The organism is Streptomyces sp. HUAS 31 (genome assembly GCF_028198125.1).
In the GTDB taxonomy this organism is placed as follows: domain Bacteria; phylum Actinomycetota; class Actinomycetes; order Streptomycetales; family Streptomycetaceae; genus Streptomyces; species Streptomyces chartreusis.
This window is the reverse complement of record NZ_CP116353.1, coordinates 1,668,328-1,680,362: the sequence shown is the minus strand read 5'-3', so window position 1 is coordinate 1,680,362 and position 12,035 is coordinate 1,668,328. Positions and strand designations below refer to the sequence as shown.

Here is a 12,035-nt window from a genome sequence, read left to right as displayed (position 1 = left end):
TCAGGCGGCCTGGCGCCGCATGACCGGGACCCTGATGGGGCGTGAGCCCGGGCCGCCGACGTGCGAGAAGGGCTGCGTCCGCCAGTCCAGCCCCTGAGGGAGCGTCAACAGCAGGGCGGTGTCCTGCTCCTGCGGTTCGTCCGACTCGTCGGCGGAGCGGGCCTCGGCGGCCCGGCGGCCCGTGCCGGCGCAGACCGTGAGGCCGAAGGGGTTCCAAGGCGAGGCACACAGCGCGTGCTCCGGCAGGACCTCCTCGTCCGCCAGCAGGGCGATGGGCTGCGCGCAGTCCGGGCAGATCACCCGGTACATCTCGAAGGTGTCGTACGCGTCGAGTTCGTCGTCCTCCAGGGCGTCGGGTTCGACACCCTCCGGAGCGGGCTCGACGACCAGCTGCTGCCGCTTGGGCGTGGTGCGACCAGGGCGCTTAAGACTCTGCATGGGATTCTCCCCCTCGGGCTGGGCCGTGACGGCACTGCGGCCTCGACCACAGCAAGCACTTCCCGCCTCGTCTCGGCATTAATCACGGGGGCATCACGGAGCCTGTTCGGGGCCTGTGGCCTTCGTCACATGCCGCTCGCAGGTGCCCGAGGCGGCCGGTTTGTCCCTCAGGCGGCTCACAGCCGGTCGCGCACCACATCACAAACCGGGCATGACCTGGTCTGCTGAGGTATCCGAGGAGATCAGCCGCACTGTAGGTTCTTGCGCCATGGAGGAGCTGGACCGACAAATCGTGCAGCTGCTCGTCAAGGACGGGCGGATGAGCTACACCGACCTGGGCAAGGCCACCGGCCTGTCCACGTCGGCCGTGCACCAGCGGGTGCGCCGGCTGGAACAGCGCGGCGTCATCCGCGGCTATGCCGCGGTCGTCGACCCGGAGGCCGTGGGGCTGCCCATGACGGCCTTCATCTCGGTGAAACCGTTCGATCCCAGCGCCCCCGACGACATAGCGGACCGGCTCGCCGGTGTGCCCGAGATCGAGGCGTGCCACAGCGTGGCGGGCGACGAGAACTACATCCTCAAGGTGCGGGTGGCCACGCCGCACGAGCTGGAGGAGCTGCTGGCCCGGGTGCGGTCGCTGGCGGGGGTGTCCACGCGGACGACGGTCGTCCTGTCGACGCCGTACGAGGCGAGGCCGCCGAAGGTCTGATCGCCGTTCGGGCGGTGGTTGTTCTTCGGCTGCGGGCCGTCCTGGGCTGGTCGCGCAGTTCCCCGCGCCCCTGCCGGCGTTGCCGGAGACCCCGGTCGAGAGGCTGCCGGCGGAGGCGCGAGACTGTTCCCCATGAGTGACACCGCCGCCCGCCCGAAGACCGTTCTCCTGCGCCGGGGAGAAGTCCACAGTCCCGCCGACCCCTTCGCCACCGCGATGGTCGTGGAGCGTGGACAGGTCGCCTGGGTCGGGTCCGAGGGAGCCGCCGACGCCTTCGCGGGCGGCGTGGACGAGGTCGTCGACCTGGACGGCGCCCTGGTCACCCCCGCGTTCACCGACGCGCATGTGCACACCACCGCCACGGGCCTCGCCCTGACCGGCCTCGACCTGTCCGGCGCCCCGTCCCTGGAGGCCGCGCTCGCCCTCGTACGGGACTTCGCCGCCGCCCGCCCGGACGATCGCGTCCTGCTCGGCCACGGCTGGGACGCCGCCCGCTGGCCCGGTGGCCGCCCGCCGACGCGCGCCGAGCTCGACGCCGCCACCGGCGGCCGTCCGCTGTACCTGTCCCGCATCGACGTCCACTCCGCCGTCGTCACCACGGCCCTGCTGGACATGACGCCGGGGGACCTCGGCGTCATGGACGGCCCGCTCGTCGCCGACGCCCACCACGCGGTCCGCGCGACCGCGCTGGCCTCCATCACCCCGGCCCAGCGCGTCGAGGCCCAGCGGGCCGCCCTGGCGCACGCCGCCTCCCTCGGTATCGGCACGGTCCACGAGTGCGGCGGCCCGGACATCTCCTCCGAGGACGACTTCACCGGCCTGCTCCGGCTCGCCGGCGAGGAGCCGGGGCCGCGGGTCGTCGGCTACTGGGCCGAGCAGAACCTCGCCAAGGCGCGTGAGCTGGGCGCGCTCGGCGCCGCCGGTGACCTCTTCGTCGACGGCGCCCTCGGCTCGCACACGGCCTGTCTGCACCAGTCGTACGCCGACGCCGGCCACACCGGGACCGCCTACCTGGACGCGGCCGCCGTCGCCGCCCATGTCGCCGCCTGCACCGAGGCGGGCCTCCAGGCGGGCTTCCACGCCATCGGCGACGCCGCCGTGACCGCCGTCGTGGAGGGCGTGCGCGCGGCCGCCGAGAAGGTCGGCCTGGCCCGTGTACGCGCCGCCCGGCACCGGGTCGAGCACGCCGAGATGCTCACCCCCGAGACCATCGCCGCCTTCGCCGAACTGGGCCTGACGGCCTCGGTGCAGCCCGCCTTCGACGCGCTGTGGGGCGGCGAGGAGGGCATGTACGTCCAGCGCCTCGGCGCCGAGCGCGCCCGCTCCCTGAACCCCTTCGCGGCCCTGCTGCGCGCGGGCGTCCCGCTCGCCTTCGGCTCCGACAGCCCCGTCACGCCCCTCGACCCCTGGGGCACGGTCCGCGCGGCCGCGTTCCATCACACGCCGGAGCACCGGGTGTCGGTTCGCGCCGCGTTCACGGCGCACACGCGCGGCGGCTGGCGGGCGATCGGGCGCGACGACGCGGGCGTCCTGATGCCGGGCGCACCCGCCGACTACGCCGTGTGGCGCACCGACGAACTGGTGGTCCAGGCCCCCGACGACCGGGTCGCGCGCTGGTCCACCGACCCCCGCTCCGGCACTCCCGGCCTGCCCGACCTCACCCCGGGCCGTGACCTGCCGGTCTGCCTGCGCACGGTGGTGGGCGGACGAACGGTCTTCGTACGGCCGGGCGAGTGATCTCCCGGGGTGGCGCGAACCCGATCATCGCGCGCCGCCCCGTCGCGCGACCTGCGTATCCTCTGCGCTGACCAGCGAAGGGGTCGAAAAACCGCAGGTCAAGCGGCTGTTGACAGGCGGAGGTCCGAGGCCGGTAGGTTCGGCGGAGTCCACCACCGGACACCCGACCGGGCAACCGCGGAACTTCCGGGAGCCCGTCGCAACGCCGCTGGGTCAGGGACGGTGCCGCACCGGGCACCGCCACTGGGAGCCAGGCTCAGCGCTCGCGCGGCGACGACGGAACTTTCCGGCCGGTCGGGGAGGTGTGACCCGGATGGGGCCCGGGCGCTCAGTAGACAACGGCTTTCGGTCGACCCGCAGCCAGCGGGTCCCAGGTCGGCCCGAAGGGCGCCGGGCCCCCATCCGCAGCGTGCGTGCACCGGAGCGCGGGCCGCATGAAACCCGCACTTACCCGGCTCTTGCGGAATCGACACCGCCATACGAACGTGCTGTCACGTCAGCGCAGGCCGCGACCACTATGGTTGTCCTCTGCGTAGAGATGAAGGGGCAGCAGTGAACGACGGCGACGGGACCCTCGCGGCACAGGACCGGGGGAAGCGGTTCGGTCCGCTCGGCACGGCGTTGGTGATCATTCCGACCTACAACGAGGCGGAGAACATCAAGAGCATCGTCGGCCGGGTCCGCAAGGCGGTGCCGGACGCGCATGTCCTGGTGGCCGACGACAACAGCCCCGACGGCACCGGCAAGCTCGCGGACGAGCTGGCCGCCGAGGACGACCACGTCCAGGTCCTGCACCGCAAGGGCAAGGAGGGCCTCGGCGCGGCCTACCTCGCGGGCTTCCGCTGGGGCATCGAGCACGACTACGGCGTCCTGATCGAGATGGACGCCGACGGCTCCCACCAGCCCGAGGAACTGCCCCGCCTGCTGACCGCCCTGAAGGGCGCCGACCTCGTGCTCGGCTCCCGCTGGGTGCCCGGCGGACGGGTCGTGAACTGGCCCAAGTCCCGGGAGTTCATCTCCCGCGGCGGCAGCCTGTACTCCCGTGTCGCCCTGGACCTGCCGCTGCGCGACATCACCGGCGGCTACCGAGCCTTCCGCCGCGAGACGCTTCAGGGCCTCGGCCTGGACGACGTGGCCTCCCAGGGCTACTGCTTCCAGGTCGACCTCGCCCGCCGGGCGGTCAAGGCCGGCTACCACGTGGTCGAGGTGCCGATCACCTTCGTCGAGCGGGAGCTCGGTGACTCCAAGATGAGCCGCGACATCCTGGTCGAGGCGCTGTGGCGGGTCACCACGTGGGGAGCGCAGGAGCGGGTCGGCAAACTGCTGGGCCGCCCCAAGCCGGCCGTGTCGTCGCAGCCTGGGTCTCGGCCGCAGTCGCAGCCCGAGCAGCCTCCGCAGTCACAGTCGTAGGGCCCGAAGGACGGGCCGTGTCCCGGCGTCGGTGAAAGCCGCGCCGGGCGGCATCCCGTGACCGCCCCGTACGCGCTCGACGTCCGTTTATCCCGCTCTGAGCCGTGCCCAGGCACACTGGACGCATGACGACTGGCGCACCGACCCCGACGTACCCCGCCCGGCCGCGGCGCTCCCGGCTTCGCACCTTCCTGCCGCTGGGCATCGCCGCGTGGCTGGTGCTGGAGATCTGGCTGCTGACCGTGGTCGCCGACGCGATCGGCGGGCTCGCGGTGTTCCTGCTGCTGGTCGCCGGTCTGGTGCTCGGCTCGGTGGTGATCAAGCGGGCGGGCCGGCGCGCGTTCCAGGCGCTGAACGAGGCGCTCCAGCGCGGCGGCACCCCGGCCGACGGCGGTGGCAACGGTCTGATGATGCTGGGCGGCCTGCTGATCATGCTGCCGGGTCTGATCTCGGACGCGCTGGGCCTGATCCTGCTGATACCGCCGGTCCAGAAGGTGCTCAGCGCTTACGCCGAGCGGACCTTCGACCGGAAGCTCCGTGAGGCGACCGCCGGTTCGTTCGGTGACGCCTTCCAACAGGCCCGTATTCACCGCCCCGACGGCAAGGTCGTGCAGGGTGAGGTCATCCGGGACGAGCCGGGGGATGCCCCGCAGGAGCCGCGGCCGCCGCTGACCGGCTGAACCACCCGACGACGGGACTGGCCCGGGCGCTCAGCGCTCAGGCCAGTCATCCGTACCCGGCTCGGGGCCCTTCGCCTGCACCCGGCACGGGCACTCGCCCCGGCCCGGAAATGGGCACACGAAACCGCGGGCGCCGTACGTCTTGAAGACGTACGGCGCCCGCGGTTGTACGCGTTACCTGGTATGTCCAAGCCGCGCTGGGACTACGCGGACTTGCGGCTGTCCCGGGGGTGAACTGCGATGTTCATCGCCCCGGAGCGCAGCACCGCAAGACGTTCCTCGAGGACCTCTTCGAGTTCCTCGCGGGTACGCCGCTCCATCAGCATGTCCCAATGTGTACGCGCGGGCTTGGCCTTCTTCTCTTCAGGGCCGTCGCCGTCCACGAGGAGTGCCTGGGCCCCGCAGACCTTGCACTCCCACTCCGGCGGGATCTCCGCCTCGACCGAGAAGGGCATCTCGAACCGGTGCCCCTTCTCGCATGCGTACTCCACGGCCTGGCGCGGGGCCAGGTCGATGCCGCGGTCCGTCTCGTAGCTGGTCACCACGAGGCGCGTGCCGCGAAGAGCTCGCTCACTCATGAATCGTGCCTCCCGGGCTTGTCGCCCACAGGACAGGTGTCGCTGTCGTCGTCATCCGGTCAACGTCCGGTCGGCGGTAAAGATTCCCGTTCCGCGTCGCGTTCCGAGTCCTGCGTCGCCGTCGTAGCCGCAGCCTTGCTGACCAATGTCGTACCCACCGGCGCCCGGTTTGTCACATCTGCTAGCAGATGTAACCCAGCGTTTCGGCATCTTTGACGCGCAGTAACGGTACGCCTGGCAGGCCAAACGCGTACACTACCGCCCTTTCACTCGGAACGCTAAATCGTTGTCGGCACCGGATTGCCCGCGTCGCCGATGGCCCTGCGCACCGGCACCCTCGCCAGCAGGACGAACCCGATGATGAAGAAGGCCACCAGGGAGATGATCGCGTCCCGGTAGCTTCCGGTCAGCTGATAGGTGAGCCCGAACAGCAGGGGGCCCAGCCAGCTCATACCGCGGTCGCTGAGTTCGTATGCCGAGAAGTACTCGGCTTCCTTCCCCGGCGGGACGAGATGCGAGAACAGGGAGCGGGACAGCGCCTGGCTGCCGCCGAGGACCAGCCCGATGCCGGCCGCGAGGACGAAGAACCAGACCGGCGCCCCGGCCGGCAGGAAGTATCCGGCCGCCAGTGTCACCGTCCAAGCGACGAGCGAGCCGAGGATCGTCCGCTTGGCTCCGTAGATCCGGGCCAGCCGTCCCATCCCCAGCGCGCCCGCCACCGCCAGCAGCTGGACCAGCAGGACGGCGCCGATGAGCGTGGACTGCCCGAGGCCCAGCTCCTCGGAGCCGTAGATCGACGCCTGTGAGATCACGGTCTGGATGCCGTCGTTGTAGATCAGATAGGCCAGCAGGAAGGCGAGGGTCAGCGGGTGGCGGCGCATGTCGCGGATCGTCGCCGCGAGCTGCCGGAAGCCCATCGCCCCGCCCGCCCGCTTGGCCCCTTGGTCGCTGCCGGAGCGGCGGTCGCGCAGTCGCCGTAGCGGGATGAGTGCCCAGGCGCCCCACCACAGGCCGGCCGAGGCCAGGCAGATGCGGACGGCGGTGCTCTCCGAGACGCCGAAGGAGTCGTGCGCCAGGTACAGGACCAGGTTCACGATCAGCATCAGTGAGCCCGACGCGTAGCCGAAGGCCCAGCCCCGGGAGGAGACCGCGTCGCGTTCCTCGGGCGGGGCGATCTGCGGGAGGTAGGCGTTGTAGAGCATCATCGCGACCGACTGCGCCGCGTTCGCCACGACCAGCAGGAATCCGCCGAGCAGATAGCGGTCGCCGTCCAGGAGGAACATGGCCGTGGTGGCGGCCGCCCCCGTGTAGGCGGCGGCCGCGAGCAGGGGCTTCTTGCGGCCGGTGCGGTCGGCGGCCGCGCCCACCAGCGGCATCACCAGGACGGCCACGATGACCGACAGGGACACCGAGTAGGCGAAGAAGGAGCCCGCGCGCACGGGTATGCCCAGGGGGTGGACGAACCCGTCCGCGTCCGCCGCCTCCTCGGCGACCGACGTCAGGTAGGGGCCCAGGAAGACGGTGAGCACGCTCGTCGAGTAGACGGAGCACGCCCAGTCGTAGAAGTACCAGCCGCGCTGTTCGCGCCGCCGTCCCGCGGCCTCGTCGGCCGACTCGGTTCGCACGGTGTCGGTGCCCACCCGTGCCCTCGCTTCCCCGTGATGATCCCGCGCGAGGGCGGAGTCGCGGACCGGGTCAGACCCAGACGCCCCGGTCCTCCATGACCTTGCGCAACGTGTCGATGTGATCGGTCATGATGCCATCGACTCCCAGGTCCAGGAGCCGGTGCATCGCATCGGGATCATTGATGGTCCACACGTGCACCTGGAGCCCGCGCGCATGGGCGGTCCGCACGAAGCGGTGGTCCACCACCTGGATGCCGGACTGCGCCTCGGGCACCTGGGCGGCGACCGCCGAACCGCGCAGGGCGGCCGGCACTCCCCAGGAGCGCAGCCGCAGGTTGAGGACGCCGCGGGTGCCGTAGGACGTGGCGAGGCGAGGGCCCGCCAGACGCTGGGCGCGGACGACGCGGGCCTCGGAGAAGGAGCCGACGCAGATGCGGTCCCAGGCGTTGGTGCGCTCGATGAGCTCCAGGAAGGGGTGAAGCGTGGGTTCCGCCTTGAGGTCGACGTTCCAGCGGACGTCGGGGAAGGTCTCCAGCAGCTCCTCGAAGAGCGGCACCGGCTCCTTGCCGGCCACGCGCGCCTGTCGCACGTCGTCCCAGAGCAGGTCGGAGATCCGGCCCGCCCCGTCCGTCACCCGGTCCAGGGTCGAGTCGTGGAAGGCGACGAGCCGGCCGTCGCGCGTGGTGTGGACGTCGGTCTCGATGTACCGGTAGCCCGCTTCCACCGCGCGCCGGAACTGGAACTCGGTGTTCTCCAGGCCGTCCGCCGCCCCGCCCCGGTGGGCGAAGGGGATCGGGCCGGGGTGGTCGAGGTAGGGGTGGCGTATCCGCGTGGTGCTCACGGACGCAGTATCGCTCCCCGGGGTTGCCCGGTGGCAACGACCGTGCTGCCGTCGGATGCCGTGGGGACGGCGAACACCCGCAGGAAGAGCTGGGCCAGTGGGCCGATCGACAGCGCGTACAGGAGGGTGCCGATGCCTACGGTGCCGCCCAGGGCGAAGCCGGTCACCACGACCGCGATCTCGACGGCGGTGCGCATCAGGCGGATCGAGCGGCCGGTGCGCCGGTGCAGGCCGGTCATCAGGCCGTCCCGGGGGCCGGGGCCGAACCGGGCGGCGATGTACAGGCCGGTGGCCGCGCCGTTGAGCAGGATGCCGGCCACGAGGAGCGGGATCCGCACGGCCAGGGAGTGCGCCTCGGGGAGCAGGGCGAGGGCGCCGTCCATGGCGACGCCGACCACGAAGACATTGGAGACGGTGCCCAGGCCCGGGCGCTGGCGCAGCGGGATCCACAGGAGCAGCACCGCCGCGCCGACGATGATCGAGAGGACGCCGATCGTGAGGCCGGTGAGCTCGGCGAGGCCCTGGTGCAGCACGTTCCAGGGCTCCAGGCCGAGGCCCGCCTCGACCAGCATGGCCGAGCTCACGCCGTACAGCGTGAGCCCGATGTAGAGCTGTGACAGCCGTCGTGCGAGATGCCCCTGCGTGAGCCGCTGTGTGACATGCCCCTGCGTGGACAAGACGTGCCCCCTGTGTGGTGGTAGTGGCCTGATGCATGACACCATGTGGCTTGGGATGTAACGCCATCCATGGCCAATTCGGAGAAGGTGGACTGGAAATCATGGCGCAGTGGACTTCCGCGGTGGGCCCCGCGCAACTCGCCCGACTCCTCACCTCCCAGCAGGATCGCCCCGCGGGGCCGGGCAGCAAACGTCCGCCCGCGTACCGGGCGCTGGCCGACGGCATCCGGCTGCTCGTCCTGGAGGGCCGCGTTCCGGTCGCCGCGCGGCTGCCCGCCGAGCGGGAGCTCGCCCTCGCGCTGTCCGTGAGCCGTACGACCGTCGCCGCCGCCTACGAGGCGCTGCGCAGCGAGGGGTTCCTGGAGTCGCGGCGCGGGGCCGGCAGCTGGACCGCCGTACCGGCCGGGAACCCGCTGCCCGCGCGAGGCCTCGAACCGCTGCCGCCCGAGGCGCTCGGCTCGATCATCGACCTGGGCTGCGCGGCGCTCCCCGCGCCCGAGCCGTGGCTGACCCGTGCCGTCCAGGGCGCCCTGGAGGAGCTGCCGCCCTACGCCCACACTCACGGCGACTACCCGGCCGGGCTGCCCGCGCTGCGGTCGATGATCGCCGAGCGGTACACCGAGCGCGGCATCCCGACCATGCCCGAGCAGATCATGGTGACGACCGGGGCGATGGGCGCGATCGACGCCATCTGTCATCTGTTCGCCGGTCGCGGTGAGCGGATCGCGGTCGAGTCGCCGTCGTACGCGAACATCCTCCAGCTGATGCGGGAGGCGGGGGCGCGGCTGGTGCCCGTGGCCATGGCCGAGGGGCTGTCCGGCTGGGACATGGACCGCTGGCGCCAGGTGCTGCGGGAGGCCGCGCCGCGGATCGCCTATGTCGTCGCCGACTTCCACAACCCGACCGGAGCGCTGGCCGACGAGGACCAGCGGCGCCGCCTTGTCGACACGGCCCGCTCGGCCGGGACGGTGCTGGTCGCCGACGAGACGATGAGCGAGCTGTGGCTCGACCCGGGCCTCGAAATGCCGCGGCCCGTCTGCGCCTTCGACCCCGCCGGGTCGACCGTGATCACCGTCGGGTCGGCCAGCAAGGCCTTCTGGGCTGGGATGCGGATCGGCTGGGTGCGGGCGGCTCCGGACGTGATCCGCAGCCTCGTGGCCGCGCGCGCCTACGCCGATCTGGGTACGCCCGTCCTCGAGCAGCTCGCCGTGAACTGGCTGTTCGGCACCGGAGGTTGGGAGCAGGCCGTGGACGTGCGGCGCGGGCAGGCCCGGGAGAACCGGGACGCTCTGGTCGCCGCGGTCCGCCGCGAGCTGCCCGAGTGGGAGTTCGAGGTGCCCGCCGGCGGGCTCACGCTCTGGGTCCGCACCGGGGGCCTGTCCGGGTCGCGGCTCGCGGAGGTGGGGGAGCGGGTCGGGGTGCGGGTGCCGTCCGGGCCCCGGTTCGGGGTGGACGGCGCCTTCGAGGGGTATGTGCGGCTGCCGTTCACCGTCGGGGGCGCGGTGGCCGAGGAGGCCGCGGTCAGGCTGGCCGCGGCGGCCCGGCTGGTGGAGAGCGGCGCCAGCGGGGTGAGCGGAGCGGCGGAGTCGGTGCGGCCGTTCGTCGCCTGAGCGAGGAGCGGGCCCACGCCTGTCGGTGCGGTCCTGGGTCAGAACCGCCGGCGGTCCGTCAGGTCGTCTCCGCCACCACGGCCTCCGCGGGGACCGGCTCCGGCTCCGGTTCGTCCTTCTCCAGGTACGTCAGCCGCTCCGCCTCCACCGGCGTCGTCCGCTCCGGCAGCAGCTCCAGCACCGCCTGACGGTGGGCGTCGCTCGTCGCGTCGTCGTAGGGGTCAGGGGTCGCCGGGACCTGTAGGCGGTGGACGGGGCCGGTGCCCAGGCGGGCGTAGCCGCGGCCCGGCGGGACGTCGGCGACCGGCGTGGTGTGCGGAGGGGCGCCCAGGACGGACTCCAGTTGCCCGGCCGTCGCGGGGCCGAGCACGACACGCGCGCGTGTGTGCTGCCGTACCGCGTCGGACAGGGCGTCCACGGTGTCCCACTGCTCGGCCACGACCACCGTGACGTTCGCCGCGCGGCCGTGCCGCAGGGGCACCTGGAGCAGGGAGAGCGGGTCCTTGCGGTCGTCCGCCGCGGCGAGGTGGGTGAACGCGGTCGGGCGGTCCAGCAGCAGCCACAGCGGGCGCTTGGTGTCCTCCGGCGGTGGGTTCCCCGCCTGCCGGGCACGGTTCACGGCGATCAGGCGCCGCTCCGTCTCCGTCGCGGCCCACTCCATGCTGGCCAGCGCCCCGGCCAGCCCGCACTCGACGGCCAGCACGCCGTCCCGTCCGGTCAGGCAGGCGTACTCGCCTGTACTGCCGCCCTCCACGATGACGACGTCGCCGTACTGCAGGGCCTGGAGCGCGATGGAGCGCAGCAGGGTCGAGGTGCCGGTGCCCGGCTGGCCGACGACCAGCAGGTGCGGCTCCGTCGAGCGGATGCCGGTGCGCCAGACGACCGGCGGCACGTCGAGCTGCCGGGCGCCATGGGTCAGGGGGAGCGTGCGCTGGACGCCGCTGGGGTCGGTGAAGCCGAGGACGGTCTCGCCCGGGGTCGTGACGAACCGCTGGGCGGCGATGTCGGTGGGCAGCGGGGCGAGGACGGTGACCGTGAGTTCGTTGCCCTCCTCGTCCCAGTCGAAGTGGTACTCCCGGCCGCGGCCGGACTTCGTCGTCAGCAGATGCTCGATCCGCGCGCGGGCCTGCGCCTCGCCGTCGGTGAAGTAGGCCGGGTAGCGCACGAGGAGCCGTCCTACGCGCCCGGTGCCGTCGAACTCGAACTCGGGGAAGGCCTTCTCCCACTCCCCGCCGTGGGTGTACAGCGGGGCCGGGTCGTCGGCCGCGGAGAAGTACGGGACCAGAGCCTCGTACAGCGCCCGCAGGCGTTCCAGCTGGGACTCGTCGGGGCCGTCGGGCTCCGTCGGCTTACGGTCCCGGCCCTGCCAGGCTGCCGCCGCCATCACGGTGATGACGGCGAGCAGCGGGCCGTACGGCACGAGCGCCACGACCAGGATCACCGAGGCCACCAGGAACAGCAGCGGTCCGCGCTTGTCCTTGGGGGTCTCGGCCCATCTGCGCCGCCCGGCCGTGGCCAGCCGGCGCAGACCACGGGTGATCGTGATCAGTGGATGGAGGACGTCAGAGGCACTGTCGCCGGCCGTCCGGGCCAGCTCCCGGCTTCGGGCGAACTGCGCGCGGGCCAGATCGCGGCTCCGGGCGATCTGCGCGCTGCCTGTGCTCAGGATGCGGGGGAGGGGGCGGCGGGCCACTGCTGTCTCCTACAGGTGCGTACGGGCGGGGGTGGGC

The 12,035-nt window shown here is 72.4% G+C and carries 11 protein-coding genes; 5 read left to right on the top strand and 6 right to left on the bottom strand.

What is annotated here, in order from left to right:
* The gene (locus PGH47_RS07230; protein WP_271662747.1) at positions 1-438 is read right to left on the bottom strand and encodes a hypothetical protein; all 438 of its coding nucleotides are present in this window, start codon (positions 436-438) and stop codon (positions 1-3) included.
* Between the two features lie 268 nt (positions 439-706).
* Between PGH47_RS07230 and PGH47_RS07225 the strand changes: the two genes are divergently transcribed.
* From PGH47_RS07225 to fxsA, 4 genes are all read left to right on the top strand, one after another.
* Positions 707-1,147 carry an Lrp/AsnC family transcriptional regulator gene (locus PGH47_RS07225; RefSeq protein ID WP_030951019.1) on the top strand — a complete coding sequence of 147 codons (441 nt, stop codon included), beginning with the start codon at positions 707-709 and terminating at the stop codon, positions 1,145-1,147.
* Positions 1,148-1,279: 132 nt separating this feature from the next.
* Positions 1,280-2,884 (top strand): amidohydrolase, encoded by a 1,605-nt coding sequence (locus tag PGH47_RS07220; protein WP_271662746.1) that lies wholly within the window; start codon positions 1,280-1,282, stop codon positions 2,882-2,884.
* Positions 2,885-3,436: 552 nt separating this feature from the next.
* Positions 3,437-4,294, top strand: coding sequence for a polyprenol monophosphomannose synthase (locus tag PGH47_RS07215; RefSeq protein ID WP_271662745.1), 858 nt, complete (start codon positions 3,437-3,439; stop codon positions 4,292-4,294).
* Positions 4,295-4,419: 125 nt separating this feature from the next.
* On the top strand, positions 4,420-4,974 hold the full coding sequence (gene fxsA, locus PGH47_RS07210) for an FxsA family membrane protein (RefSeq protein WP_271662744.1): 555 nt from the start codon (positions 4,420-4,422) through the stop codon (positions 4,972-4,974).
* Between the two features lie 203 nt (positions 4,975-5,177).
* Here the strand turns inward: fxsA and PGH47_RS07205 are convergent, their stop codons facing one another.
* The 4 genes from PGH47_RS07205 to yczE form a co-directional block, all read right to left on the bottom strand.
* Positions 5,178-5,552 carry an RNA polymerase-binding protein RbpA gene (locus PGH47_RS07205; protein WP_003977404.1) on the bottom strand — a complete coding sequence of 125 codons (375 nt, stop codon included), beginning with the start codon at positions 5,550-5,552 and terminating at the stop codon, positions 5,178-5,180.
* Between the two features lie 278 nt (positions 5,553-5,830).
* Positions 5,831-7,192, bottom strand: a complete 1,362-nt coding sequence (locus PGH47_RS07200; protein ID WP_271662743.1) for an MFS transporter — start codon at positions 7,190-7,192, stop codon at positions 5,831-5,833.
* A gap of 55 nt (positions 7,193-7,247) precedes the next feature.
* Positions 7,248-8,018 (bottom strand): glycerophosphodiester phosphodiesterase, encoded by a 771-nt coding sequence (locus tag PGH47_RS07195; RefSeq protein WP_271662742.1) that lies wholly within the window; start codon positions 8,016-8,018, stop codon positions 7,248-7,250.
* Positions 8,015-8,695, bottom strand: coding sequence for a membrane protein YczE (yczE, locus tag PGH47_RS07190; RefSeq protein ID WP_271662741.1), 681 nt, complete (start codon positions 8,693-8,695; stop codon positions 8,015-8,017). The genes PGH47_RS07195 and yczE overlap by 4 nt, the downstream gene beginning before the upstream one ends.
* A gap of 101 nt (positions 8,696-8,796) precedes the next feature.
* Here yczE and PGH47_RS07185 point away from each other — a divergent pair, with 101 nt between their 5' ends.
* Positions 8,797-10,305, top strand: a complete 1,509-nt coding sequence (locus tag PGH47_RS07185) for an SCO1417 family MocR-like transcription factor (RefSeq protein ID WP_126900800.1) — start codon at positions 8,797-8,799, stop codon at positions 10,303-10,305.
* Positions 10,306-10,363: 58 nt separating this feature from the next.
* Here the strand turns inward: PGH47_RS07185 and PGH47_RS07180 are convergent, their stop codons facing one another.
* A complete protein-coding gene (locus PGH47_RS07180) occupies positions 10,364-11,998 on the bottom strand; it encodes an ATP-binding protein (RefSeq protein WP_271662740.1) in 1,635 nt (544 codons plus the stop codon).
* Positions 11,999-12,035 lie beyond the last annotated feature (37 nt).